The following is a 26762-nucleotide window of genomic DNA, read 5'->3' as shown; positions in this document are numbered from 1 at the left end:
AGAAGCCGAAGACGATAATTTCGAAATCAAAGGCGGAACCGATCCATGTGGCACTTTTTTTTCAGGCTGGCGTTTATTCTGCTGGTACTTCCCATCACTGCGATAGCAGACGACACCGCTCAGACTCCGATGATCGAGCAGGGACGGCTGCTCTCTTACCTGGCAGACAAGTCCGCCTTCACCCTGATCGACGCCCGCTCACCGGAGGAATTCCGCGCCTCCCATGTCGACGGTGCGATCAATATTCCCCACAGCGCGCTGGATGCCCACCGCCAGCAATTACCCGAAGACCTCGACGGCGCCATTTTGATTTACTGCAAAACCGGCGTCCGCGCAGGCAAGCTGGCCGAGGCACTGCGCCGGCTCGGATACCACAACGTCGAGGTGCTGCCGTCGAAGCAACTGATGTTTTATAGCGACATGGTCGTATTCAATTGCGGCGCTAAAAGCTGACGACCAAGCCCCTGAACAGCCGGATGTTCACTATGAAAAAACTACTGGTTACTCTGCTGATTCTGGTACCACTCGCTGTTGCTGCGGAAAGTCCGCCACTGGGCTTGCCGCCGCTGCCGGTACCGAAAGACAACCCCCAGACACCGGAGAAAATAGCGCTGGGTGACAGACTGTTCCATGACATCCGGTTCAGTACTACCGGCGAGGTCAGTTGTTCCACCTGTCACGAGCGGGAAAAAACCTTTACCGACAGCCCGCTGGTGGTGTCGGAGGGCATCAATAAGCTCAAGGGCACCCGCAATGCGCCCACCGTGGTTAATTCCGCCTATAACAAAACCCAGTTCTGGGACGGGCGCTCGCCCAGCCTGGAGGATCAGTCCCAGCACCCGTTTGTCAATCCGGTGGAAATGGGGCTGAAATCTCACCAGCCGATTCTCGACATCATTGCCAAGGACGATGCCTACCAGAGAGCATTCAAAAAGGTGTTCGGTGTATCCGGTAAGGACGTCACCATTGAGCACGTCAAAAAGGCGATCGCCAGTTTTGAACGCACGGTGATTTCCGGCAACAGCCGTTTCGATCGCTGGTATTTCGGTGGCGAAAAAGATGCGCTCAGTGAACAGGAAAAGCGTGGTTTTCAGGTGTTCCTGACCCAGGGGCGCTGCGTATCCTGCCATACGATCGAGGAAAATTTTGCCCTGTTCACCGACCAGAAGTTCCACAATATCGGCGTGGGTATCAATGACCTGACACCGCAGAAAATTGAACAGCTGTCACAGGCTTTCCAGCGCGCGAAAGCCAAGGGCGTGGATGTGGATGTGGCCGTGCTGACAGACAAGGATACGTCCGACCTGGGCCGCTTTGCGATAACCGACGAACTCAGCGATATGGGCGGTTTCAAAACCTCGACGCTGCGCAACATCGCCGAGACCGCTCCCTATATGCACGACGGCAGCATCGGTAACCTGCGCGATGTGGTGGTGCACTACAACAACGGCGGTGCCCTGAAGAAAGATACCAAGATCACGCCCTATCTGAGCGGCGGCATACGCCCGCTGGAACTGACAGATCAGCAGATCGATGACCTGGTCGCGTTTATGGAAACCCTGACCTCACCGGAGTTTGCCGGCAAGGGTTCCGCGAACAAATCGGCGAAAAGCAAGGAATGACCATGAGCAACTCCCGTAGAAATTTTCTCAAGTCCACCGGGGCCGGTCTGATTGCCGGCATGTTGCCGATCAGTCTCGTCCGCCTCTCCTTTGCGCAATCGAGTCAGGATTTCACTTTCGGTTATATTTCCGATGCACATATCCAGCAGATCAAGGGCAACAAGTTCGTGCGCAATTGGGACCAGGGGCTGAAGCGCGCTGTAGCCGAAGCCAACCTGCTCGACCCGCGACCGGACTTCTTCATGTTTGGCGGCGACCTGGCACAACTCGGAAGCAAGGCCGAGCTGGATCACGGTGCGGATATTCTCGGCGCCCTGCGCGGCAAAAACTATATGGTCGTTGGTGAACACGACTATTACTACGATTTGGGCGACTACTGGCGCAGGCTTTACGGTGATGAGTACTACAGCTTTGATCACAAGGGAGTGCATTTTGTCGTATTGAACAGCGTGCTGACCTACGACGACTGGAACAACAAGTGGGAGACGCCGATGCGCCGCATGCAGGAAATGGCGCTGCTCGACAATCCCAACGGTTCCCCCTTTATGGTCGGCAAGCGCCAGATGGAGTGGCTGAAGAAGGACCTGGCCAAGCAGGACAGGAATACTCCCGTTGTGGTTTTTTCTCATTCACCTTTACAGAAAATCTTCAGGAACTGGAACTTCTGGACCGAAGAGGCGGATGAGATCCAGAAACTGCTGGCACCGTTCAAGCAGAGTAATGTCATCTACGGCCATGTGCACCAGATCCAGTACAACCAGATCGGCAATATTGCCTTCAATTCCGTGATGTCCACGGCCTGGCCCTGGCCCTATCCGTCGACTTATGCACAGGCGGAGAGTCACCTGCCGATCCTGACGGTACCGATGAATCGCGCCGATCCGTTTGATGAACGCGACGCCACCGGCTGGCAGTTTATGAATATACACAGCGGGCGCGTGGACACGTCGTTCAACCTGTACGGCAACGAAAACCGTGAGCTGGCCTGGAATGACAAACGCGGGCACCTGGCCGATACCCGCTACCAGGAAAAGCAGGACCGGATTCCGCCGCAGACTCAATACTGATCTGGAGATAACAATGAGAAACCTGACTGTCGTATTGCTGATGCTGATTGCGGGCGCTGCCCACGCGGATGAATTTACCAAGGAAGACGTGGCGCGCTGGCAGGCGGAGTATGAAATGGTCGCCCGGGAGGGACGCAAGCTCTGGACCAGCGGGGAGCTGGGCACCAATGGCGTGGCCTGTGCACAGTGCCACCCGAATGCTGCCAATACCCATGCGGAGACCTATCCCAAGTTCCAGAAACAGCTGGGGCGGGTGGGGGATCTCTGGGAGATGGTCAACTGGTGTATCCGCAATCCGCTGCAGGGCAAAGAACTCGCGGCGGATGATCCGAAGATGATTGCCATCGTTTCCTATATCCATAAAGAGCGTAAAGGCGTTCCACTGGCGCCGGGCAAACACTGAAATATTTCCAGTAAGGGGGCACCACATCTGGCGCCCCAGTACTGTCCCTGCCAATTGCGCCAATTGGGGCCGGAATTCTCGTCGCATTTTGGCGAACGGTGACACCGCCCGGTGTCGCTGATAATCCCTCGTTAATGCGTTATCGTTTTGTGATTCAGGTCTCGCTGTGGCGTCGATCTGTCTGCATAGAATGGATGTAGATACGGTGCAGCCGTTCCCCTTGGTGGGGAGGGTGAGCGCGAATCGTCAGCTGAACACTATTCAATAACGGAGCGGCGATGGTCTGGAGGTGGCTGGCACTGGTGCTGGCATTGTTCCCATTGTGGTCGGAGGCGCAGCCGGTGCAGTTTCGCCCTCTGGGCGTTGCGCATGGACTGGAGGTGAAAGTTGCCACCTCGCTGATCGTCGATCACAACGGTTTTCTCTGGGTCGCCTCGCGGGAGGGGCTCTACCGCTATGACGGTTACGCGGTGAAAGCCTTCCTGCCCAGTAGCGAACATAACAATGCCTTGCCGGACGCGGATGTCCGCGCGCTTTTCGAAGACCGCGACGGCTATATCTGGGTGGCGACCAATACTGCCGGCCTCAGCCGGTACGACCCGCGCAGTGGCAACTTCCGGCATTTCCGCCACCGCGCCACCGATCCGATTACCCTCAGTCACGACAGTATTTACGGAATGGCCCAGGACGGTGATGGCATGGTCTGGGCCGGCAGTCAGATCGGCCTGAACCGCCTGAACCCTGAAAATGGCAAAGTGCAGCGTTTCCTGCACGATCCCGCAGACCCCCAATCCCTCTCCCAGGATTATGTCTATGACGTGCTGGCCGATGGCGGCGAGCGGATCTGGGTGGCCACACTCGGTGGTGGCGTCGATCTGTGGCAGAGAGGGCACAGCGGATTTGCCCACTTCGATCTGGCCAAACTGACGGCGGGAGCCGATGCACTCAACAGCGTGTTTGCGCTGGCCAGGCGCGGTGCGCACAGCCTGTACGCAGGCACCCGACAGGGGCTGGTGCATGTGGATACCGCCACCGGTCGTGCCGACATAGTGCCAATTGGTCCCTCTGACGAAGTACAGCCAACGGTTACCGCAATGGCCTGGGGGCCGCGTGAACGCCTGTGGATGACCACGATGGGGCGAGGCGTACTGGTTTTCGATCCGGCTTCAGGCGACATAGTGCAGGCCAATCCGCAACCGCTGGGTGCGGAAGACCAGCTCCCCGCATTGCCGCAACTCTCTCTATATATCAGCGGCGACAGCGTCTTTGTCGGCACCTGGGGAAATGGTGTCTACCTGGCGCGGCTGCAGCAGCACCAGTACACACTGGTGGCATCCGGTGAAAACTCCGGTGGTCTGCTGCACCACAACGTCACTGCGATCCTGGCACCGGCGGCTGCCGATGATGGTTGGATCGGTACCTTTGGCGGCGGTTTGCAACCGCTCGAACACGAAAACACGCGTGCCGGTCAATTGCCCGGCCGCGAGGATGCGCTGTGGAAAGACGGGATACTGGCCATCGCGCGGCGCGGCGACGGCAGCCTGCTGGCGGGTTCCAATCACGGCCTGTGGACGCTCAACGCGGACGGTAGCGAACGTCGCCTGATCGATGCAGATTCCGGCATGGGACTGGGGCCTGGCTATGTCACCAGTTTGCTGGAAGACAGTAGCGGTGCGCTGTGGGTCGGGGTGGGCGGCAGTGGTCTGTACCATTTGCCCGCGGGAAAGGGGCGCTTCGAGTCTTTCGCCCACGATCCGGAGCGTCCCGATTCACTGAGCGGCAATTACATTTCCACACTGTTGGCGCTCGATGGTGGCAGACTGCTGGTCGGGACCCGATCCAGTGGCCTGAACCTGTGCACAACCAATCCCTGGCGCTGTCAGCGATTCGGCCGCACCGAGGGGCTCGGGCACCACAATGTCACCGGGCTGCACCAGGGCGCACGCGGTCATATCTGGGTGGGAACTGACGGTGGCGGTCTGCACGAACTGGTCGCGGACGGTGACCAGCTGAACCTGGTTCACCGCTGGACCCAGCGCGACGGGCTGTTGAGTGACAGCGTCATGGGTATTGTCGAGGACGATGACGGTTCGCTGTGGTTGAGTACGCGGCAGGGACTGTCGCGACTGCAGCCGCGGTCGGGAGCGGTGATCAATCACGTTGCGGAAAGCGGCCTGCCCGTCACGCATTTCAATTCACGTACCGCCACGCGCGATCGCGCTTCCCTGTATTTCGGCGGGCTCGGCGGCATGGTGAAAATTCCCGCAGGGACACCGATGATCCCGCGCGAGCCCAGTCCGGTACGCCTGGTGGATCTGTCGCGCGCAGCGCGCGGCGACGCGATCACCACGCGTTCAGCTGCGGCATTGACAGCAGTGCACAGCAACTGGGGCGAGATGCTGTCTTTCACATTTGCCGCTCTGGACTTCGCGCAGGGACGACACGAGTATCAGTATCGGCTCGCTAATGACGAGGCGTGGCGCCCGCTGGGCAGCCGTCGCGAGCTGACCCTGCTGGAGCTATCACCGGGCAACCATCAGTTGAGTGTGCGCGGACGCGATGTCTTTGGCAGCTGGGGGCAGTCGCCGCCGCTGCAGCTGGACGTTGTACCACCGTGGTGGATGACAAACTGGTTTCGCAGTGCCGCAGTGGTGATACTGATATTGCTGGTCAGTGCGCTGCATCACTACCGCCTGCGCGGGCTGCGCCGGCGCAATGCGGAACTGGAGGAATTGCGTCGACAGAAAGAGGCGGCACTGGAACAGGCGGAGAGCAGCCGTGAGGATCTGGCGGATGCACACGCCGGCCTGCGCCACCTGACCGCCCGCCTGCACTCCGCCAGGGAGGACCAGCGCCAGCAGATAGCGCGGGAGTTGCACGACGAACTTGGCCAAACCCTGACCGCAGCGAAAATTAATCTGCAGCGTGTCGCGCGGGCAGCCAACGACAGTGGTCAGCAGGGGCGACTGCGGGAATCGGTGTCGATGCTCGACAGTATGATTCGCCAGGTGCGCAATATTTCCCTGAGCCTGCGGCCACCGCTTCTGGATGAGGCGGGGCTGGTCGAAGCGCTGAAGGTTTTTCTCCGTTCGCTGGGTGATCGCGCAGAGGTCAAAATGGATTTCCAGGCGGACAGTGGTTTCGACGACGTGAGCAGCGATGTGCGCACAGTGGCATTCCGCCTAGTGCAGGAAGCCGTCAACAATGTTTTGCGCCATGCGGGAGCGTCACAGATTGTGGTGAGGCTGCGGCGCCTCGACAACGCGCTGCATTTGTATATTGAGGACGACGGCTGCGGTTTTGAATCCGCTGATGTCTGGCAGCGGGTCAAGCGTGGAGAACATCTTGGCCTGTTGGGTATGCAGGAGCGGGTGCACAGTTTTGGCGGTACCCTCTCACTCGATGCCTTTCCCGGGAGCGGCAGCCGCGTTACGGCGGTGATTCCAATATGAATGACGAACAACATACAGTGGAAAAGCGTATCCTGCTGGTCGACGATCACGGTTTGCTGCGCGCGGGTATGCGGGCACTGCTGGACGATATGTCGGGCATCAGGGTAATCAGTGAATGTGGCAATGGCCTGGAAGCGCTGGACATTGTCCGGCGGGAATTACCGGATATTGTCCTGCTGGATATTTCGCTACCGGGGCTCAATGGGCTGGAAGTGGCCAAGCAACTGAGTCAGGCATATCCGCAAATACGGGTACTGATGCTTTCCATGCACGAGGGACCGGAATATGTCGCCCGCGCGCTGCGCTCCGGTGCAGCCGGTTACCTGTTGAAGGATTCCGCTTTCGACGAGCTGGCAACTGCGCTGGATGCGGTATTTTCCGGTCACACCTATCTCTGTTCTGCACTGGATCCGGAAATTATTGCGCGGTTTGCCGACAGCGCGCAGCGCAACGAATCTGCGCTGGAAGTCCTGACGCCGCGACAGCGACAAATTCTGCAGTTGATTGCCGAAGGACATGGTCCGCGGGAAATCGCCGCGGAGTTGAACGTCAGTATCAAAACCGTTGAAGCGCACCGCGCCCAGTTGATGGAGCGGCTCGGTATTCACAATGTGCCGGGGCTGGTGCGCTTCGCGATTCGCGTGGGGCTGATTTCTCCTGAATCCTGATGGAGCAAATGTGCCAGGTAATCGCCCCAATTTTGTACGCTCGATAAATATTGGCGTGAATCAGTTCACGTCAGACTCAATATAGGGGATTCCCCGATATCCCGCCGGGTGCTCCTCTCATTACTGTGGAATGGCCAAACAGCAGTCCGGTTTGCTCCGGCAGCCGGTAACTGAGCGACCTATCCATAATAAGAGAGGAATTCATTGTGATTGCACGTCTCCAACGGTGCCGCAAGCCATTTGCTGCACTGCTCGCCGCGGCGATGGTCATGCTGGTTGTACCCATGGCCAACGCTATGAAGCTCAAGTCCCAAAACCTCACTCAACTTATTCAGAGTTCCGAGTCTATCGTTGCCGGTAACGTAAAAAGCGTGACCGACGGAATCGATGACGCGGGAATCCCCTTTACCGAAGTCACCATCCAGGTCGGCAGTACCGCCAAGGGTGCGGTGAAGGAAGGCAGCGAATACACCTTCCGTCAGTTCGGCCTGCTCAAACCGCGCACCATGGCCAATGGACACCAGATGCTGGCGGTAACCCCGGAGGGTTTTCCGCGCTGGAATGCGGGCGAGTATGTGGTTGCGTTTATGCACGAGAAAGCCGGGCTTACCGGCCTGCAGACAACCGCCGGCATGGCCCAGGGCAAACTGAAAATGATCAATGGAAAACTGATCAACGAGTTCAACAATTTTGGGCTGTTTGACGGGGTTGAAATCAACCAGCAACTGCTGAGTTCAGAACAGCAGAATATGATGACCAATCCGGGTGCGGTGGACGCTGTTGCATTTATGGACCTGGTCGGTCGCGCGGTTTCTGAAAACTGGATCGGCAAAGGGGAGATGAAATAATGAAAACGACCAAACTCTCTCTCAGTATCGCTTTGGCGCTGTCCGCTGGACTGGCGCACGCCGCTGGTCCCCTCTACCTGACCGAAGGGGATAATCCGCAGCCTCTCAAGTGGGATATGAGCAATGGCCCCATCCCGGTCTATACCGATGGCGGTGCCGCGTTTACCTTTGGTCACGACGGGGAAACGCCGTTTCTGACCATCGAGCGCGCCAATGAAATTACCGCGCATGCATTCAAAACCTGGAGCGATGTTCCGACTTCCACGTTTGCCGCTACCATTCAGGGCACCATCGAAGAGAAGACCGGTATTACCGATATCACCGGTGAAAATGCCACGGAGATGTACTCCAAGGAAAACGGCTACGGGTTCTGGGTACTTTACGATACTGACGGCTCGATCCTGGAAAATTACTTCGGTGTACCGAAAGAGTCCGTACTGGGTATTGCCTTCCCGGAGTGGAGCGATGGCAATGGTCATATCACCGAGGCGACTGCGGTGATGAACGGCTGGAATGTTTACGATACCGATACCGAAGGCAACCAGATTGCCGGTGTGTTTACGCACGAATTCGGTCACGCGATCAACCTATCGCACTCGCAGGTCAATGGTTCATTGGCTTATATGAGCTACACCTACGCGCCCAAATATCCCGGGGTCCCCGGCTGTGGTGTCGAGCCGATTCACCGCTATGACTATCCGGCAGCTTACGGCGCTAACAATGCCGATCCGGCGATCATCGAAACCATGTTTCCGTTTATCAGTCACAACGGCCGGGGTGGCATCGAGCAGAGCACTGTGGATATTACCGACGATATGGCGGGCATTTCCAATATCTACCCTACCAGCGATTATGCTTCGTCCACCGGCACTATCACCGGCGTATTGCGTCTGAAAGATGACACTACCGAGTTCAGCGGTGTCAATGTGATCGCGCGGAACGTCAACGATCCGCTGTTCGATGCGGTTTCTGACATGACCGGTTCCGCGACCCAGGGGCAGGTCGGGCCGGATGGTCGCTACACCATTCGCAACCTGAAACCCGGTGAAGAATACGTTCTCTATATCGAGCCGATTTATGCCGGCGGTTATCCGACCACGCCACAGCAGTTGGTATCGCAGCAGGAGTACTGGAATGCCGCGGAAAGCAGTGATCCACTGACTGACGACGTCTGTGAGGCGACACCGATTCTGGCCGAGGCCGGCGTAACCAAACAGGCAGACTTCTACTTCAACGGCTTCCACAAAGGGGTCGAAGTCACTCCAATTGTTTCCGCCTTTGTGATGGACCTCGCCAAAAACGGCAAGATTGGCGCGGGCCAGGCGGGTACTACCGCATTCCTGTGGGATGCCACCAAGGGCTTTAAAGTGCTGCCGCCGGAATATGCACCGACGACCAATGGCGCCCTGAGCCGCAATGGTAAGGAAATGCTGGTCGAGAAGGACTTCAATGGCAACGGCATTCAGCAACCCGCCATCTGGACGGAAACCCATGTCACCCCACTGGGTGACCTGAACGGCAATTCCTGTGGGGCCGGTTCGCAAAACGGGGTCAGCTCGGCCAGCGGCTGGGCGATCGACGATGCTGCCAAAACCGCAGTAGGCATGGCTTATAAGGACATCGATGGCGATGGTTTCTGCCAGGGCTCCTTTAAGGGTGAAATCGTGCCGTTTATCTGGGATGCCAAGGGCGGTATGCGTGAACTGGATACTTCCGCGCTGGACATCAGTCAAACGCAGTTTGTCCGCGCGCAGGGCATCTCCGGCAATGGCCGCGTGGTGCTCGGCAACAACTCGCATCGCAAGGCCGTTGCCTGGGTGGATGAAGGCCCTCTGCTGGATCTCTACGCCGCCTATGGCGCCAGGGAAACCTACGCGGCCAGTGTCGACGGCAGCAAGGTCGCGCTGAGTACGGACGAAGGCATTCTGCTGTGGAATCCCTACAAGGGCCTGGGCCAGGACGCCGTGACCAATATCGGTTCCCTGCGCTGGTGTAAGGATATGCCGTTTGTCTACTTCGGTATGGACTACTGCGATGTCCTCGGCGAAGACGCCGTCAACGACGCGCTGGGCCCGGTGCCGATGAGTGTCTTCGATATGAGCGACGACGGCAGCGTGGTCGTTGGTCGCGCTGGCAGCTTCCGCACCGGCCTGGCAGGCGGACTCTGGGTCGAGGGCGTGGGCTGGCTGAAGCTTGCAGACTTCCTGCACCGCCAGGGCGTGGTGGAAATGGAATCCCTGCCACTGGATAACCCGCTCTCCGTCAATGCCTCTGGCAGCGAAATGATCGGTGGCCTCGCGGGCGTATCCTACTCCTGGTACATCGATATGGAACAGGTCTACGTCTGTAAGGGTGGCGCCTCGAAGATGGTCGCTTTCCCCGGCGGTATGCGTGCCGCAGTTGCCAATGGTGCCGAAGTGGGCCGCTGCGAATTTATAGAACAATAAGAACAAATCCTCTCTCTTGACTGTGACTGGCGGGGCCTTGCCCCGCCTTTTTTATGCCCGATAAATTATTTCCTGGCTGGGTGCTGCGCCGGACATTCGAGCCGGCATAGTTGCCCTGGCGGTCGTTAGCAAAGCCGATGCGGTTTCATATAACGCCCTGTTTTATCGCGTTCATCAATCTTCACCGTTCCAGGCCTCTACGCAATAACGCCCCGCGTTGATACGTACCCGGTAAAGTTTGTCGAAACCCTCCTGAATGTCCGGCATCTCAAGCTTGCGAAAAGTCGCCCTGATCCCAACTTCGGGGATTCGTTCTTTTCCTTTGCGCTGGGCGTTTCTTTTGAGGCAGTCTTCCAGGGGCGATGCAAAGTAGTAGCCCACCACATCAAATCTATGGTTCTTAAATGCGGAAATATACCTTTCCCGGTCTTTGCGGGTGGGGTTGGTATTGTCTATTACCACGGGCTGCTTTGACTCCAGGCAGGCATCAAACAGGATTTTCTCGCGATGCCTGGTCTTCAACATATCCAGATTAAGGCGAATATGGGTTTTATAGAAATTATCGAGATAAAAACTAGATTTCCCGCTCGCTTGTAATCCGATAAAAATAATACCTTTCACGAGGCACTTTCCTGTTCGATGGGCGGCGCACCTGGCGATGTGGCCTGGGTCAATCGGAATTCCCGGTCCGGTAGTTAGCCACCGGGCCAAACCACTGAGACAAGTCACCGAGACAGACAAAGAGATGTCAGGAGGTGTCACCCCCCCCCCTGGACTTTTTAGCAGAGGCCAGACGCCAGAGAAGCATTTGGGCCGCCACCTGATGAATACTGGTATCTGTGTATTTATCCAGTAAAATGGTGCAAAGCCACAACCCAGAATAGCCTCTTGCCACAAGGATTTCTCCTCAGTCGCCACAGTTTTGATCAGGGCGGCAGCACCTGCATCCACTACTGGCTTGCCACGCCCCAGGGCCCGGCCAAGCTGGTCATTGATGGAGAGCGGCCCGTCTTTATGGTGAAGGTGGCGGACCGGACCCAAGTGACCGAGGCCCTGGCCGGCGTGCCGCACGAGTGGCAGCAGTTGGGCTTCCAGACCTTTGGCCGTGAGGAAGCGGCCATGCTGTATTTTCCCACCATCGATAGCCACCGCCGCGCCCAGACTCTGTTGCAAAATCGCGACATCGAGGTGCTGGAAGGGGATTTTCGTCTTCACGACCGTTACCTGATGGAGCGCTTTGCCCGCGGTGGCCTCTACTTCGAAGGTCTGGCCCAGGCAAGAGACGGCTATACGGAATATCGCCAGGTGCGCCTCAAGGGTGCCGAGGTACAGCCGGATTTCAGAGTGGTGTCCCTGGATATCGAGTGCTCCGGCCAGGGGGAGCTGTATTCCATCGGTCTCTACGGCCATGGCGTGGAAGAGGTTCTGATGGTGGGCCAGCCGCAGAGCGCCGATACCGCCATCCACTGGGTGGATGACGAACGGGCCCTGCTCAAAGGGCTGGAGGCCAGGTTCAAGCGCCTGGACCCGGACATCATCATCGGCTGGTCCGTGGTGGACTTTGATTTTCGGCTGCTGGTGAAAAGGGCCGAGCGCCATGGCCTGCGCCTGAAGCTCGGTCGCGGCGGCGCGGATGCCCGCTGGCGGGATGGCCGGGAAGGCGGCCAGGGCTTTGTGACGCTGCCTGGCCGGGTGGTACTGGACGGCATCGACGGACTGAAGAGCGCCACCTACAACTTCGAAAGCTTCAGCCTGGAGTTTGTGGCCCAGAACCTGCTGGGCAGGGGCAAAGACACCGAAGACGTGGACAACCGCCTGGCCGTGATTGAACACGACTTTTGCCATAACAAACCCAAGCTGGCCGCTTACAACCTGGAAGACTGCCGTCTGGTCTGGGACATTTTCCAGCACACCCGGCTGCTGGATTACCTGCGCTTGCGGGCCCAGCTTACCGGCTTGGAGCTGGATCGCAGCGGCGGTTCCGTGGCGGCCTTTACCAACCTCTACCTGCCCAGGCTACACCGCAGCCGCTATGTGGCTCCCAACCTGCCCGCCGACGGTGGCCTGGCCAGTCCGGGCGGCTACGTGATGGATTCCCGGCCGGGCCTTTACGACAACGTGCTGGTGCTGGATTTCAAGAGCCTGTACCCCAGCATTATCCGCACCTTCAAAATTGACCCTATGGGTTTGATTGAGGGACTGGTCGAGGGCCTGGCGGATGACGACGCCATCCCCGGTTTTCGCGGCGCGCGCTTTTCCCGTGACAAGCATTTCCTGCCGGACATCATTACCAACCTCTGGGCCCAGCGGGACATCGCCAAGCAGGAGCAGGACGCCGCCCGCTCCCAGGCCATCAAGATCATCATGAACTCCTTCTACGGAGTGCTGGGTTCAGGGGGCTGCCGTTTTTACGACACGCGCCTGGCCAGCTCCATCACCCTGCGCGGTCACGAGATCATGCAGCAGACTGCCCGCTGGATAGAGGAACTGGGTCACCAGGTCATCTACGGCGACACCGATTCCACCTTTGTCTGGCTGAGCGGCCGACCCAGCCCGGAAGAGGCGGATGCCATCGGCCAGACCCTCGCCAGTGAGATCAACCAGCGCTGGTGTCACAAGCTCAAAGAAGAGCTGGCGTTGGAATGCGAGTTGGAGCTGGAATTCGAAACCCATTACCAGCGCTTTTTGATGCCCACCATTCGCGGCTCGGAGGCCGGCTCCAAGAAGCGCTATGCGGGCCTGGTGGTGAAAGCGGGCGAGGAAAAGCTGGTATTCAAGGGCCTGGAAACAGTGCGCAGCGACTGGACTGCCCTGGCCAAGCAGTTCCAGACCCAACTCTACGCCATGGTGTTTCAGGGAGAAGATCCGTCCGACTATATCCGCGAGACGGTGGAGAAAACCCGGGCCGGGGACATGGACGAGCAGCTGGTGTATCGCAAGCGACTCAGGCGCAAGCTGGAACAATACGTGAAAAACGTGCCACCCCATGTGCGCGCGGCGCGGCTGGCCGACGACATGCGTCGCCAGCAGGGGCTGCCACCCCGCTACCAGAACAAGGGCTGGATTCGTTACGTGATTACCCTCAATGGCCCGGAGCCCATTGATCACCGCCAGTCGCCGATTGATTACCAGCACTATATCGACAGGCAGCTCAAGCCAGTGGCCGATGCCATATTGCCCTTTATAGAACTGGATTTTGACAGCCTGGTGGATGGCCAACTGGGCCTGTTCGGAGTGGCTGACTGAGCATCGGGATCACATCCCGTGCAAAAGATCCGTTACTGAAGTGCCGCCGCCAGCGTGGGCAGGCACTCGTCGCGAATTTTTCTGTGCACGAATTTCGGCGTTTATCTGGTTTTCTATTGCCGGGATCCGGTCACTCCCCAATTACCGCTCACTATACTGCCAGCGTTCCAACAGTTTGCTGCGAACTAAAAACGGGAGTGGCGCAATGGCCTTGTGGAAACCGGATCCGTCCTTCTACCCTTCGGCAAAAATGGCGATGCAGGCACCGCCCGAGCGCCACGCCTATGTGGCGGCACTACACCCGCAAGGCAGCGGCAAGCCGGACGCCATCTGCGTGGTGGACCTCGATCCCCAATCTGCAACCTATTGCCAGGTAGTCAATAAACTCGAACTTCCCTATGAGGGGGACGAGCTGCATCACTTCGGCTGGAATGCCTGTAGCTCGGCGCTGTGTCCCTATGCGCCGCACCCGCACCTGGAAAGACGCTACCTGATCGTGCCGGGGCTGCGCAGTTCGCGCATTTACATCATCGATACCAAGCCCGATCCGCTGCGCCCCCAGATTGTCCGCACGCTCGAACCGGAAGAGGTGATCGGCAAGTCGGGCTACAGCCGCCCGCACACGGTGCATTGTGGTCCCGATGCGATTTACATTTCGGCGATGGGCTCCGCCAACGGCGACGATGGTCCGGGCGGCATTTTTATGCTGGATCATTTCAGCTTCAATGTGGTTGGCCCGTGGGAGCTACAGCGCGGTGACCAGGAACTGGCCTACGATTTCTGGTGGCACCTGGCGGAAGATGTGTTGATCAGCAGTGAGTGGGCCAAGCCGCCACAGTTTGAAAACGGCCTGGTGCCGGAGGAGCTGTTGGCAAACAAGTATGGCCATCGCATACATTTCTGGGACCTGCGCAAACGCAAACTGGAGCAGAGTGTCGATATCGGCGCGCACCACCAGATGTTACTGGAACTCAGGCCCGCCCATGATCCGACCAAGAGCTATGGCTTTGCCGGTGTCGTGATCAGCACCGAGGACCTTTCCGCCTCCATCTGGGCCTGGCGCAGGGAAAACGGACAGTGGCTGATGGAAAAAATCATCACCATTCCGCCAGTGCCGGCGGAAGAGGACGATTTACCGCCGGCGCTGAAGCCTTTCAAGGCAGTGCCGCCGCTGGTGACGGATATCGACCTGTCCCTCGATGACCGTTTTCTGTACGTGTCCTGCTGGGGCACCGGCGAGCTGCACCAGTACGATGTGTCGGATCCGCTCAATCCGAAGCTGACCGGCAAGGTAGCGATCGGCGGTATCGTGGGAAAAAAAGGTCACCCAAAAAATGCGGGACCGCTGCTCGGCGCACCACAGATGGTGGAGATCAGCCGCGATGGCCGGCGCGTCTATTTCACCAATTCGCTCTACAGCACCTGGGACGACCAGTTCTACCCGGAGGGGATGGGCGGCTGGATGGTGAAGGTCGATGTGGAGGAGGACGGCGGCATGAGTCTTGATCCCGACTTCTTTATCGACTTTGGCGAGATCCGGGTACACCAGGTGAGGCTCGAAGGTGGCGACGCTTCCACCGATTCTTACTGCTTCTCTTCCTGAGCCGATTGGCTCCTGGCTGGCGATCGTCGCACTCGGCGCCTTTCACGGATTGAATCCGGGGATGGGGTGGCTGTTTGCACTGTCGCGTGGGTTGCAGCAACAGAGCGGGCGGGTGGTCTGGATATCGCTGTTGCCAATTGCCGCCGGCCACGCCGCCGCGATCGGCGCGGTGGTGTTACTGGTGTTTGCGGGACTGCAGTTTTTTTCCCTGCAACGGATACAGTGGCTGACCGCCGCACTGCTACTTGCCTTCGGCGCCTACAAGTTGCGCAATTACTACCGCCATCCGCGCTGGGTCGGGATGAAAGTCGGCTACGGCGCTCTGTTCCTGTGGTCCTTCCTGATGGCCAGCGCACACGGTGCTGGCCTGATGCTGGTGCCGGCGCTGTTGGGGGTGGCCGCCGTCCACGACGCCGGCCACGCGCATCACGCCGGAATGGCGATGTCCAGTGGTGGCAGCCTGGCCGTAGCCGTGGTGGTCCACACCGCGGCAATGTTGCTGGTGATGGGGATTGTCGCCTGGATCGTCTACCGGAAAGTCGGGCTGGCGGTACTGCGCAAACAGTGGATTAACTTCGACCTGATCTGGGCCATTGCGCTGTTGGTGGCGGGGGCGATTGCGCTGGCAATGGCACTTGCCCACTGATCTCGATGTGCCCTGTTGGCCTGATTGTTCTCCGATCGCGACGCTGGCAATATTGGCCTTACCAATGCGATAATCCTGTCTGACATTCTTGTGGTGTCCTGCTCACAAGTGGAAAGAGCACAGAATAATGAAGACTTGCAGATTATTGCTGGCCGCAGTGCTGGCCATGGCCGCTGCGTCCTGCAGCGCCGATCGACTCACCGATGCACAGCCGGCGCACAACATGGCCGATTACCGCGCGCTGTCGCAGCAGTTGCAACAACTGGATCGCGACAGCATGGCGGGGGAACTCGCGCAGCTCCAACGACAGAAACCACTGCCGGCGGTGTACGCCAAGCGCTTCGGCTTCGGTCCAGACAAGGGGACTGATTATTACCGCACGCCGGAAGGGCAGAAAATCGCCGATATCGTGTTGAGCTACCAGACGCCCTCCGGCGGCTGGTCCAAGCGCACGGAGATGGGCAAAGCACCGCGGGCGCCGGGCCAGGCATTCGGTGTCGAAAAGAATTACATCCCCACCTTCGACAACGGCGCGACCAGTACCCAGTTCTGGGTGATGGTGCGGGCCTACGGCGCTACCGGCGACGAGCGCTATGCCGCCGCCGCGGAACGGGCGCTGCGCCTGATATTGCTGGCCCAGTACCCGCACGGCGGTTGGCCGCAATCCTTCCCGCTGCGCGGCAAGTACCACGATCTGATCACCTTCAACGACGGCGCCATCTGCGATCTGCTGGAAATTGTCCGCGCTGCTGCACGGGACGAGCCGGAACTCCAGTTCCTGCCCGGCGAATTGCGTGCGCTCGCCGCGGACAGTCTGCAGCGCGGCCTGCAAATGCTGGTGGAATCCCAGGTGGTCATCGATGGCCGCACCACTATCTGGGGTGCCCAGCACGACCCGCAGACACTGGCTCCGGCGGCGGCACGCGCGTTTGAGCCGGCGTCACTGGCCTCGAAGGAAAGTGCGGAACTGGTGCTGTTCCTGATGAAACTGGAACAACCCTCGGATGCGGTCAAACGGGCGATAGTCAGTGCTCACGACTGGTTTGAGCGGCACCGGATCAGTGGTTACCGCTGGGCGCTGGCGAATCACGATTTCCGGGAACTGATTCCGGATCGGGACGCGGATCCGCTGTGGGCGCGTTTCTACGACCTCAGTTCTGATCGGCCGGTGTTCGGCGACCGCGATGGCCGCGTCTATTACGATATCCGCGAGCTGTCGCGGGAGCGCAACCTCGGCTACGGCTGGTATACGGAACACCCGAACAAGGTCATCAAGCGATATCCCGCCTGGGCGGAGCGGCACCTGCAGGGCGCGGGCGGCTGAAGCCGACCGCTCCCTCGATCTGCCGGCTAGTGTATGCGGCCGCCGTTACAGATGCGGTGATAAAGCTGATCTTTGAGGTGTGCGCGCTGGATCTTCAGCGCGTTGAAATGGTTGTCATCCGTGGTCACGCCGCGTTCTTCAAGCCCGCGTATCTGTTTATCCAGTTTGTGGTAAATCTCACTACTCGACCTGAATTGCAGGTCCTCTTTATGTAAGCGCTTGATGGTTTCGAGGTGTTCGGGAAAGTCTACGTCCAGGGCGTGAGAAGGGATGCTGGGCATTGAAGGCTCCTGTAAACAGTTTGGTTTACCACCTCCCAATTGTAGTGCCCGGTTTCACTGGTCGCTCCCCCTTGACACTAAATGCAAATGAGAATGTGTTGCATTTAGGTTTGTGCATGGCTATCATGCGCGCAAAATTCACGAGGGGAATGGATTGTGACCAATAACAAGCGTGTACCGGTGCAGCGCTCTCTGCTGGCAGCGGCTCTGATCCTTGCCAATTCAGCCATCGCGGCGGAATCCGATAAGCAGATCGAGAATGTCGAGGTGGTCGGCAAGCAGGTGGATTCCTATCTGGTCGGTGATATGGATACCGCCACCGGCCTCGGCCTGTCCAGCCTGGAAACACCGCAGTCGGTCTCCGCCATTAGCCGCGGCCAGATGGACGACTTCGGTCTCAACAACCTGAATGACGCCCTGCAGAGCACCACCGGTGTGCAGGTGGAGAGCGTCGAGACAGACCGCACCTACTACACTGCGCGCGGTTTCGATATCACCAACTTCCAGGTCGATGGCGTCGGACTGCCCGCTGCCTACGGCAATACCAACGGCACCATCGACACGGCCATCTACGACCGCATCGAAGTGGTGCGCGGTGCCAGCGGTCTGATGTCCGGCGCCGGCAATCCCTCCGCGACTCTGAATATGGTGCGCAAGCGGCCGACGGACGATTTCCAGCTGTCCATCGGCGCCACCGCCGGTTCCTGGAGCAGCAAACGCCTGGATGCGGATGTCGGCGGCACCATCACCGAGGGCCTGCGCGGTCGCTTCGTTGTCGCCGAAGACCAGGGCGATTCCTACCTCGACAACTACAGCAATGACACCACCGTCGCCTACGGTGTAGTGGATAAGGATCTGGGCGAATCCACCCGCCTGACCGTCGGCGCCAGCTACCAGTCGAGTGAGGCCGACAGCCCCATGTGGGGCGCACTGCCGCTGACCTACAGCGACGGTACACCAACCCATTACGATGAATCCGCCAGCACCGCTGCCGATTGGTCCTACTGGGATACCACCGAAACCACCGCCTTTGCCGAACTGCAACACAGCTTTGCCAATGGCTGGGAGGCCAAGGCCTACTATTCCCACACCGCTACCGATCAAGCCAGCGAGCTCTTTTACATGTACTCGCTGCCGGCAGCAGATACCGATGTGGGCCTGATCGGCTATGCCAGCGCTTACGATCTGGATGGCAGTCGCGACCTGCTGGACCTCCGCATCAACGGTAATTACCGGTTGCTCGGTCGCGAGCACGAGCTGATGTTCGGTGCCAACTGGGCCGAGAACAGCATCGACGAGCTGTCGTTGTACGACTACACCACCGGTGCCGGCTTCCCCGCCATCGGCGACTTCACCCAGTGGAACGGCCAGACGCCGCATCCAGTTTTCGCCGATGGCGCCACTGGTAGCGACTGGAGCGACGAACAGACTGCACTCTACGCCGCCACTCGTTTCCATATCACCGATACCCTGTCGCTGGTGGGCGGCGCGCGCATGGTGAACTGGAAAGGGGAGGGCGAGGCCTACGGCGAGAGCCAGGCAACCGAAGCCAACGGCAAGGTGCTGCCTTATGCCGGCCTTGTGTACAAATTTGGCGACAGCTACTCGCTCTACGCCAGCCACACCGAAACCTTTATGCCCCAGCGCGACCTGGATAAAAACCTGAATCGCCTGGCGCCGTCCGAGGGCAGTAACGATGAATTCGGTGTGAAAGGCGCCTTTATGGACGGTAAGTTCAATGCCTCCTTTGCGCTGTTTGAGGCCGACTACACGAATGTCTCCGAGTCCGCCGGCTTCGACGCCGACCTCGGCAAGACCATTTATGCGGGCCACGATTACGAGACCCGTGGCTACGAGCTGGAGCTGACCGGCGAACTGGCGCCGGGTCTGCAGGCTAGCGTCGGCTACACCGCGCTGGACATCGAAGAGAATGGTGAGGATTCCCGCACCTTCGTGCCCAAGAATGTCGTGCGTATGCTGGCCAGTTATCGCCTGCCGATGCTGGAGCAGCTGAAGGTGGGTGCCGGCATCAACTGGCAGGATGATATTGAGCGCGTTGACGGCTACGGCAACAAGATCGAGCAGGATGCCTACGCCACCGTGCGCGCCTTCGCCAACTATCGGGTCAATGACAAGCTGGATTTTTCCCTGAATGCCAACAACCTGACCGATGAAAAATATATCAGCAGCCTCTATTGGGATCAGGGCTTCTACGCTGCACCGCGCAACTTCAGCGCGTCAGTGAACTGGCGTTACTGATCGAAAAAGATTGCCTGTGCTGATGCGCAAAGCTTTGGATGGCGGGTTTGATAGGCCCCGTCATCCTTTTTTGCGATTGGGCTATCGGTTTTTGCACTGGCGGAAGGTAATAAGCGGATCTGCGAACCACAATGAATAAAATCCTGTTCAAACTGCACGGCTGGATGGCGTTGATCGCTTTTATGCCGTTGTTGGTGATCTGCCTGACCGGCAGTATTCTGGTGTTCAAGCACGAAATTGATTCGGCATTGATGCAGGACAAGGTGCGTGTCGAGGTGGACGGCCGTCAGCGAATGTCGCTGGATACGCTGCTCGGCAACGTGAACCGGAGTTTCCCCGAATACGAAGTCGTCGGCTGGACACTGTTCCAGGATAACGGCCGCGCCGACCAGGTTTTCCTGATGCCCCATGGCAGTAGTGATTGGTTCTACACGCTGCTGAACCCCTATAGCGGTGAAATCCTGGCACAACCGCAAAATCTTACCCACTACCTCACCGACTGGCTGCTGGAACTGCACTATACGTTCCTGCTCGACGACGCCGGTCTGGCCATCACCAGTGTCTTTTCCGTGCTGTTGTGCCTGCTCGGCCTCACCGGCCTGATCCTTTATCGCAAATTCTGGAAAAACTTTTTCACGCTGCGCTGGAACGCGCGCTTGATGGTTTACTTCAGTGACCTGCACAAGATGACCGGCGTTATTGCATCGCCGATTCTTTTTATTGTCGGTTTTACCGGTGCCTGGTGGAATGTCACCCACTTCGCCTATGAACTGCGTGAACACATGGACGGCAAGGAGCACTACGCGATGGAGAAGCGGCTGTACAGCGATGAGCTTTCGCTGCAGGCGCTGCACGACCGCACCGCCGAGAAGGTGCGGGGGTTTGAGCCGACCTATGTCACCATGCCCTGGGAGCCGGGTGTGAATATCACTTTCTGGGGCGATGTGCACAGCGACAATCCGCTGTTGAGTCAGTACGCCAGTAATGTCTCCTTCAATGCGCAGAACGGCGAGTTCATGGCAGCGTCGGATATTCGCACTGCGGGGCTGGGGGCAAAGATTGTCGACAGCTACCGCCGCCTGCACTTTGGCGATTTTGCCGGGCTGGCCAGCCGCGTACTCTGGTGTGTGGTGGGTTTGAGTCCGCTGCTGTTATCGGTGACCGGGCTTTACCTGTGGTACCGCCGTCGCGAAAAACGCCGCGCGGCGCGGATCAAGCGCCGCAATAAACGCCTGGACGCCGCGCCAGCCTGAGTCGGATCAGGGCGCGCGGCGTAGCGGCGATTCGCTGAGGTAGAGTCGCAGGTAGGCGGTAGCCGCGCGTTTGGCCTCTGCCGCGATCTCGTCAGTGATGCGACCGAAGCGCGTATAGGAAAGGGACCACAGCGCATCGTTGATGGTAATCGCCAGCAGGAAACGCTGTTCCCATTCTCCTGATGGCGGCAATTCAAACCGATGGGCCAGCGCGGTCTGCAGTGACTGTGCCAGCCGCCGGTTGTTTTCCTGTGCCAGTTCGCGCACGGCCCAGCTCGCCTTGGGACCCAGTTTCACCTTCTTGATCGCTTCATTCGCTTCGAAAAAGGCGCGCGCGCGGTCGCAGAAAGTTTCCACCATGTCCTGCCAGCCGGCCCACTCATTGGAGACGGGGAAAAATTCCAGCTGCTCTGCGGGATCGTTGAAGTAGCGTTCTGCGAGGGCGGCCAGACACGCATCGCGATTCGGGAAAAAGTGGTAGACGGATGCCGTCGGCACTCCGGCGGCTTCGCTAAGGTCGGCGAGGGTGATTTCGCTGGCTTCCTTGTCCAGTAACAGCGATTCCAGCGTATCCAACAGCTTTTCGTATTTCTTGCGGCCGTTTTCGCGCTGGGGTTTGCGCGGCTTCACGGTATCGCGCCTGCTCACACTGAGCGGATCGACTTCACTCAATTCTTTACTCCGATTACCCAACCGCTGCACGGGGCGAGCGAGTTGATTCCCTGTAGTACGGGCCTTGTCTTTAGGCGACAGCGATTATCGGGTCCGTCCGGGTTCCCCGCAAGGGGTAAGTCCGGGAATCGTGAACCGCGTATCGTCCCGGCGAAGATTCAACGGCCAGCGCAGCCGCTCAGGTGTGTGTCGCGAGCTTTTCCCTGGATGCACAGCGCTCCGGCCTGGCGCTCCGTACCGTTGCTTGGCGCGGAATTGTTTTTTTATTGCTGTGGATGCGTGAGTGGCGCGAATGTCCGTTGAGCACAGTGTGGGGCGGGGCAGCTCTGCAGAAATAATGCCGGGGCAAATTAGTTCGATCTGGGGGCAGCCATATGCACCTTTTTGATGGACTGGAGGTAATAAGCGAATGTCACTCCACGATCGGCAGAATGATGTTCCTCAGCAGGCATATATCAAGGAAATTATTGGCAGGAATTTGCTGGTCAATATTTGATCAAATTCTACCCTTTAACTGTGGACCGCCTGCCAGAGCGGTTTACTGGAACCTTCGGCTTTCCGGGCGTCGCTGTTATCGATGGATTTCCCGCGAATAACGCTGCAAACGGTTCCGTCTCTCTAAATTTTACCGGCGTACCGGGTGCTGTGCGTTTCCCTGATAACGGAAACCACAGCACTCGCGGCACCGTAGTGCCGGTCAAAATACTAAATGGGTGTCAACGGGTGTACAGGAGTTAGGTTGCAATGAATATATCGGGAACGGAAAAGAGAATCAGTTTTATTCACTTATGGGCGATACTGATCGCTCTATTATTTTTCCTGCTGAGTGGATCCGGGTTTGCGCAGGAAACGGATCAGGATAAGGCGCTGGGACTGCTCGGCAAACACATCTTCTTTGACAAGCACCTGTCCAGTTCCGGTCAGATGGGTTGTGTCAGCTGCCATGAGCCGACTGCCGGCGGTACCGGTCCGGATCCGGTCATCAATGCCACGCAAGTGGCAATGGACAACGCCGACGGCGAGCCGAGCCTGGTGGGCAGGCGCAAACCGCAGACCAATACCTATGCCAGCTTCAATTTGCCCTTTGCTCTGTGCAATATTGGCGGCGCCGGCCCCGAGCAATATTGCGGCGGTAATTTCTGGGATGGCCGCGCGCTGGGGCGCCCGCTGGTCTCAGATAATCCCGATTTTCCGACGCTGCCGTTCTCCGCTCCGCATATCGACACCGAGGTTTTTTACAATGTCGACCCGGTGCGAGAGGACAGTTTCCGGAAATTTATCTCCCCGATTTCGGATCAGGCACTGAACCCCATGCCGAACCCGAACGAGCAGAATATGTCGCGGGAGGATGTGTGCGAGACCGTGGCGGCCTCGCCCTACGCCTGGCTGTACGAGCTGGCCTGGGGAGAACCGCTGAACTGCAGTCCCGGGGTCGCCGTTTACGGCGAATCCTATTTCGATATTTCCTTTAAGCGCCTGATGATGTCAGCCGGCGCCTACCAGTCAATGAAGGATATCAACTCGTTCAGCTCCAAGCGCGATATTGCCATCCGTACCGAGCTGGCCTGTATCGACAGCGATTTTAGCGAATACAGAAACTCGATTGTCTGCAGCCAGGTCAGGCAGATGCAGTACAAGAACCCGGACAAGGAGTACGGCAAGTTTCCGCTGGTGATGTTTACCGATGAGGAAAACCTGGGGCACGATCTGTTCTATAACATTGAATTGCCGGCGCCCCCCTTCTTCACCAGGAAATTCCCCAATCTGCCCGCGACACAGTGCGCCTTTTGCCACAGTGATCACCCGGAAACTGACGACGGCTCCGAGCTGCTGCAGATCTATTCCGATCAGGCCTATCACAACATCGGTACGCCCGGGAACCCGCTGATTCCGAAACTCACCGGTATCGACACAGGTTTGAATCTGCACACTGGCATCGCCAATGACGCCGACGGTTTCATCCGAACGCAAACGCTGCGCAATGTCGCCAAGAAACCCAATGGCGATTTCGTCAAGGCATTTATGCACAACGGCTTCTTCAAGAGCCTCTGGAGCGTGGTGCATTTCTACAATACCCGCGATGCGCTGCCTCGTTGTGAGACCATTGTTCCGTTCGGCACGATAATTACTGAGGCCGTCGCACTGGCTAACAACTGCTGGCCGGAACCGGAATTTCCCGCTACCGCATCCCCTTCGGTCGGGTTTCCTCTGGTCGGCCGCCTCGGCCTGTCCCTGGAGCAGGAAAAGGCAGTGGCGGCCTATATAGAGACTTTGAGCGATAGCCACAGCGCCGAAGTGCCACTGCTGCTGGATGAAGGCACCAGCCAGTACCACCCGGTGGTCAGGATGCTCATGCAGGGCCAGCTGTACGGCCAGATCTGCGGCATGCCCGGTGCCAGTCAGTTCGGGTGCCTGAGTATCGATGAAGTTGCCGATATGCTGGAGGAGGGAGACTGGCTGACTGATAACTGACGCGCGCGAGCGCTGAAGCAAAAACGGGGCCTGTGGGCCCCGTTTTTTTTTGCGTTCGTTTCCGGCAAAAACTCAATGGTATTGCAGTTGCGTTGCCTTGCCGTGGAACACCCAGTAGGAAAACACCGTGTACGCCAGGATCAATGGCACCACGATCACGGCACCGACAAAAATAAAACTCAGTGACTCCGGTGCGCTGGCGGCCTGCCAGATAGTCAGTTTGCCCGGCACGATTTCCGGGTAGAAGCTGAAGGCCAGTCCGGTAAAACACAGGACAAAAATCAGCAGCACGTTGACGAACGGCATCCAGCAGTGGCGGTCGTGCAGTTTGGGCAGTCGACGCAGCAGTATTTCGTTGGCAGCGAAGGCGAAGAAGCACAGCATCGGTACCAGCAACACAAACATCACCAGCGGAAAGGTAAACCAGCGATCGAACACGCCCGGGTTGACCAGCGGGTTGACCATTGACACCGCCACCACGCCGACAAGGGCCGCGCGGCCGGCGCGGTGTGTCCAGTGGATTGCGCGGCTCTGCAGTGCCCCCTCGGTTTTCATGATTAGCCAGGCGCCGCCAATATAGCTGTAGGCCGCGCTGACGCCGATGGCACTGAGGGCGGAAAACAGTTGTGCCATCCAGCCGGACTGAAACCCCATCACATACTGGCCGAGCATATAACCCTGGGTCAGGCTGGTGAGCAGGGAGCCCACTTTGAAGGCGCGATCCCAGGCCAGCTTGTGATCCACCGCCGCCTTGGCGCGAAAGTCGAAGGCGACCCCGCGCATGATCAGACCGATCAGCATGATTGCGGTGGGAATATACAGATGCATCAGCACCATGCTGTGCGCGGCCGGAAAGGCGATCAGCAGCAGACCGATCGCCAGCACCAGCCAGGTTTCATTGGCATCCCAGAAGGGGCCGATGGATGCGATCATGGTATCCCGCTGGGCCTCGTCATCGGCGCCCAGCGGCAGCAATATGCCGACACCCAAGTCGTAGCCGTCGAGCACCGCATAGGCGAGAACCGCCAGCCCCATCAGGCCAATAAACACTACCGGCAGCCAGTCTGCCGAGTTTGCTGCAATGCTCATGCGTATTCTCCTTGCGGGCGTTTAGCGGAGGTCGGGTTGGCCAGACTGCCGTCGGCGGCGGGTTCCGCAGTTTCGAATTCTTCCACCTTCACGGACTTCAGTGCCATGACTTTGAGAGTGTGGAGATAGGCCCACATCAGGATGGCGTACACCACCAGGTACATGGCCAGGGAAAAGCCCACATTGGCCGGCAGTACCGGGGTCACCGCGTCGGCGGTTTTCAGCACGCCGGTGACCAGCCACGGCTGGCGTCCCATTTCGGTGACGTACCAGCCCGCCAGTAGCGCGACCCAGCCCGACAACGTCATGCCCACGACCACCTTCAGCATCCAGCGCGGCAGTTCGCCGCGCCGGCGCAGCAGGTAGCAGCCGGCCCATGACACCAGCAGCATCAGCGTGCCCACACCGACCATGATGCGGAAACCGAAGAACATCGGTTTCACCGGCGGGTGGTTGCCTTCGAATTCGTTTAGCCCGCGGATTTCGCCATCCATGTCGTGGGTCAGGATCAGGCTGGCCATACGCGGCAGCCCGATTGGCAGGTGATTGGTTTTCTGTTCTTCGTCGGGAATCGCAAACAGCAGCAGCGGCGCGCCTTTTTCGGTGTGCCAAACGCCTTCCATCGCAGCGATTTTCTGCGGCTGGTGTTCAAGCGTGTTGAGGCCGTGCAGGTCGCCGACGAAGGCCTGCAGCGGCGCCAGCACAGCGGCCAGCACCAGCCCGGTTTTCAGTGCCAGGCGCGGCGCCTGCTTGGTATCTCCCTTGAGGATGCGGTAGGCAGACAGGCCGGCGACGAAGAAAGCGGCGGTCAGCCCGGAGGCTAGCAGCATGTGGCTGAAGCGGTAGGGAAAGGAGGGGTTGAAGATGACCGCCAGCCAGTCGGTGGGGTGCACGACACCGTCGATAACCTCGTAGCCTGCCGGCGTCTGCATCCAGGAATTCAGCGCCAGGATCCAGAAGGCCGAAATGGTCGTACCGATGGCGACGATCAGTGCCGAGAGCGTGTGAATTTTGCTGGATACACGATTGATACCGAAAAGCATGATGCCGAGGAATGTCGCCTCGAGGAAAAACGCGGTCAGTACCTCGTAGCCCAGCAAGGGCCCGGCCACGTTGCCGACCTTTTCCATATAGCCCGGCCAGTTGGTGCCGAACTGGAACGACATGGTGATGCCGCTCACCACGCCGAGCGCGAAAGTCAGCGCGAAAACCTTGACCCAGAAACGGTAGGCGCGCATCCATACCGGGTTATCGGTCTGGTCGTAGCGTAGCTTGAAAAAAAACACAATCCAGCACAGGGCGATGGTGATGGAGGGAAAGAGGATATGAAAGCTGATGTTGGCTGCAAACTGCATCCTCGACAGGACCAGAGTGTCTAGCATGGGGGAAACCTCTGTGATTAAACGGTAA

General features: G+C 58.6%; 20 protein-coding genes. 15 read left to right on the top strand and 5 right to left on the bottom strand.

Translation table 11 applies throughout. The features are described from left to right. The first annotated feature begins 45 nt into the window (after window positions 1-45). The 8 genes from IG168_RS03015 (at window position 46) to IG168_RS02980 (ending at window position 10507) form a co-directional block, all read left to right on the top strand. Window positions 46-453, top strand: coding sequence for a rhodanese-like domain-containing protein (locus IG168_RS03015; protein WP_193161670.1), 408 nt, complete (start codon window positions 46-48; stop codon window positions 451-453). Window positions 454-485: 32 nt separating this feature from the next. Continuing rightward, window positions 486-1622: a cytochrome-c peroxidase gene (locus IG168_RS03010; protein WP_193161669.1), complete on the top strand. Its 1137-nt coding sequence runs from the start codon at window positions 486-488 to the stop codon at window positions 1620-1622. A gap of 2 nt (window positions 1623-1624) precedes the next feature. Beyond that, window positions 1625-2689, top strand: coding sequence for a metallophosphoesterase family protein (locus IG168_RS03005; RefSeq protein ID WP_226876480.1), 1065 nt, complete (start codon window positions 1625-1627; stop codon window positions 2687-2689). Window positions 2690-2702: 13 nt separating this feature from the next. Further along, entirely contained in the window at window positions 2703-3092 is a 390-nt protein-coding gene (locus tag IG168_RS03000) for a c-type cytochrome (protein ID WP_193161667.1), read from the top strand. Window positions 3093-3370: 278 nt separating this feature from the next. Next, the gene (locus IG168_RS02995; RefSeq protein WP_193161666.1) at window positions 3371-6544 is read left to right on the top strand and encodes a sensor histidine kinase; all 3174 of its coding nucleotides are present in this window, start codon (window positions 3371-3373) and stop codon (window positions 6542-6544) included. Then, window positions 6541-7212, top strand: a complete 672-nt coding sequence (locus tag IG168_RS02990) for a response regulator (RefSeq protein ID WP_193161665.1) — start codon at window positions 6541-6543, stop codon at window positions 7210-7212. The genes IG168_RS02995 and IG168_RS02990 overlap by 4 nt, the downstream gene beginning before the upstream one ends. Window positions 7213-7418: 206 nt before the next feature. After that, complete coding sequence (locus tag IG168_RS02985; protein WP_226876479.1) at window positions 7419-8060, top strand: hypothetical protein; 642 nt, start codon at window positions 7419-7421, stop codon at window positions 8058-8060. Continuing rightward, window positions 8060-10507 carry a matrixin family metalloprotease gene (locus IG168_RS02980; RefSeq protein ID WP_193161664.1) on the top strand — a complete coding sequence of 816 codons (2448 nt, stop codon included), beginning with the start codon at window positions 8060-8062 and terminating at the stop codon, window positions 10505-10507. Before IG168_RS02985 ends, IG168_RS02980 begins: the two co-directional genes overlap by 1 nt. Window positions 10508-10681: 174 nt before the next feature. Here IG168_RS02980 and IG168_RS02975 read toward each other — a convergent pair whose 3' ends face one another. Continuing rightward, on the bottom strand, window positions 10682-11128 hold the full coding sequence (locus IG168_RS02975) for an AAA family ATPase (protein WP_193161663.1): 447 nt from the start codon (window positions 11126-11128) through the stop codon (window positions 10682-10684). A gap of 267 nt (window positions 11129-11395) precedes the next feature. On the opposite strand from IG168_RS02975, the gene IG168_RS02970 reads away from it, so the two are divergent. The 4 genes from IG168_RS02970 to pelA all read left to right on the top strand — a co-directional run bounded on the left by IG168_RS02970 (window position 11396) and on the right by pelA (window position 17326). Beyond that, on the top strand, window positions 11396-13753 hold the full coding sequence (locus IG168_RS02970; RefSeq protein WP_193161662.1) for a DNA polymerase II: 2358 nt from the start codon (window positions 11396-11398) through the stop codon (window positions 13751-13753). 205 nt (window positions 13754-13958) lie between these two features. Beyond that, window positions 13959-15356: a selenium-binding family protein gene (locus IG168_RS02965; RefSeq protein ID WP_193161661.1), complete on the top strand. Its 1398-nt coding sequence runs from the start codon at window positions 13959-13961 to the stop codon at window positions 15354-15356. After that, a complete protein-coding gene (locus IG168_RS02960; protein WP_226876478.1) occupies window positions 15316-16002 on the top strand; it encodes a hypothetical protein in 687 nt (228 codons plus the stop codon). Before IG168_RS02965 ends, IG168_RS02960 begins: the two co-directional genes overlap by 41 nt. 127 nt (window positions 16003-16129) lie before the next feature. Continuing rightward, window positions 16130-17326 (top strand): pectate lyase, encoded by a 1197-nt coding sequence (pelA, locus tag IG168_RS02955; protein ID WP_193161660.1) that lies wholly within the window; start codon window positions 16130-16132, stop codon window positions 17324-17326. 26 nt (window positions 17327-17352) lie between these two features. Here pelA and IG168_RS02950 read toward each other — a convergent pair whose 3' ends face one another. Next, window positions 17353-17607, bottom strand: coding sequence for a YdcH family protein (locus tag IG168_RS02950; RefSeq protein ID WP_193161659.1), 255 nt, complete (start codon window positions 17605-17607; stop codon window positions 17353-17355). 156 nt (window positions 17608-17763) lie between these two features. Between IG168_RS02950 and IG168_RS02945 the strand changes: the two genes are divergently transcribed. Continuing rightward, window positions 17764-19866 (top strand): TonB-dependent siderophore receptor, encoded by a 2103-nt coding sequence (locus tag IG168_RS02945; RefSeq protein WP_193161658.1) that lies wholly within the window; start codon window positions 17764-17766, stop codon window positions 19864-19866. Between the two features lie 131 nt (window positions 19867-19997). After that, on the top strand, window positions 19998-21119 hold the full coding sequence (locus IG168_RS02940; protein ID WP_193161657.1) for a PepSY-associated TM helix domain-containing protein: 1122 nt from the start codon (window positions 19998-20000) through the stop codon (window positions 21117-21119). Between the two features lie 6 nt (window positions 21120-21125). Here the strand turns inward: IG168_RS02940 and IG168_RS02935 are convergent, their stop codons facing one another. Next, window positions 21126-21791 (bottom strand): TetR/AcrR family transcriptional regulator, encoded by a 666-nt coding sequence (locus IG168_RS02935; protein WP_193161656.1) that lies wholly within the window; start codon window positions 21789-21791, stop codon window positions 21126-21128. A gap of 744 nt (window positions 21792-22535) precedes the next feature. Between IG168_RS02935 and IG168_RS02930 the strand changes: the two genes are divergently transcribed. Further along, the gene (locus tag IG168_RS02930) at window positions 22536-24263 is read left to right on the top strand and encodes a cytochrome-c peroxidase (RefSeq protein ID WP_193161655.1); all 1728 of its coding nucleotides are present in this window, start codon (window positions 22536-22538) and stop codon (window positions 24261-24263) included. A 72-nt stretch (window positions 24264-24335) separates the two neighbouring features. Here IG168_RS02930 and IG168_RS02925 read toward each other — a convergent pair whose 3' ends face one another. Both IG168_RS02925 and IG168_RS02920 read right to left on the bottom strand, forming a co-directional pair. After that, on the bottom strand, window positions 24336-25352 hold the full coding sequence (locus IG168_RS02925; protein WP_193161654.1) for a cytochrome d ubiquinol oxidase subunit II: 1017 nt from the start codon (window positions 25350-25352) through the stop codon (window positions 24336-24338). Continuing rightward, window positions 25349-26734, bottom strand: coding sequence for a cytochrome ubiquinol oxidase subunit I (locus IG168_RS02920; RefSeq protein ID WP_193161653.1), 1386 nt, complete (start codon window positions 26732-26734; stop codon window positions 25349-25351). The genes IG168_RS02925 and IG168_RS02920 overlap by 4 nt, the downstream gene beginning before the upstream one ends. Between the last annotated feature and the right edge of the window lie 28 nt (window positions 26735-26762).

Origin of the sequence: Microbulbifer hainanensis (genome assembly GCF_014904735.1) — a bacterium.
Classification (GTDB): domain Bacteria; phylum Pseudomonadota; class Gammaproteobacteria; order Pseudomonadales; family Cellvibrionaceae; genus Microbulbifer; species Microbulbifer hainanensis.
Note: the sequence above shows the minus strand (reverse complement) of the source record. Positions and strands in the feature narration are given on the sequence as shown.

Coding starts and splice junctions, on each gene's coding strand:
- IG168_RS03015 (WP_193161670.1), top strand. CDS start 46: ATGTGGCACTTTTTTTTCAGGCTGGCGTTTATTCTGCTGGTACTTCCC.
- IG168_RS03010 (WP_193161669.1), top strand. CDS start 486: ATGAAAAAACTACTGGTTACTCTGCTGATTCTGGTACCACTCGCTGTT.
- IG168_RS03005 (WP_226876480.1), top strand. CDS start 1,625: ATGAGCAACTCCCGTAGAAATTTTCTCAAGTCCACCGGGGCCGGTCTG.
- IG168_RS03000 (WP_193161667.1), top strand. CDS start 2,703: ATGAGAAACCTGACTGTCGTATTGCTGATGCTGATTGCGGGCGCTGCC.
- IG168_RS02995 (WP_193161666.1), top strand. CDS start 3,371: ATGGTCTGGAGGTGGCTGGCACTGGTGCTGGCATTGTTCCCATTGTGG.
- IG168_RS02990 (WP_193161665.1), top strand. CDS start 6,541: ATGAATGACGAACAACATACAGTGGAAAAGCGTATCCTGCTGGTCGAC.
- IG168_RS02980 (WP_193161664.1), top strand. CDS start 8,060: ATGAAAACGACCAAACTCTCTCTCAGTATCGCTTTGGCGCTGTCCGCT.
- IG168_RS02965 (WP_193161661.1), top strand. CDS start 13,959: ATGGCCTTGTGGAAACCGGATCCGTCCTTCTACCCTTCGGCAAAAATG.
- pelA (WP_193161660.1), top strand. CDS start 16,130: ATGAAGACTTGCAGATTATTGCTGGCCGCAGTGCTGGCCATGGCCGCT.
- IG168_RS02950 (WP_193161659.1), bottom strand. CDS start 17,607: ATGCCCAGCATCCCTTCTCACGCCCTGGACGTAGACTTTCCCGAACAC.
- IG168_RS02940 (WP_193161657.1), top strand. CDS start 19,998: ATGAATAAAATCCTGTTCAAACTGCACGGCTGGATGGCGTTGATCGCT.
- IG168_RS02930 (WP_193161655.1), top strand. CDS start 22,536: ATGAATATATCGGGAACGGAAAAGAGAATCAGTTTTATTCACTTATGG.
- IG168_RS02925 (WP_193161654.1), bottom strand. CDS start 25,352: ATGAGCATTGCAGCAAACTCGGCAGACTGGCTGCCGGTAGTGTTTATT.
- IG168_RS02920 (WP_193161653.1), bottom strand. CDS start 26,734: ATGCTAGACACTCTGGTCCTGTCGAGGATGCAGTTTGCAGCCAACATC.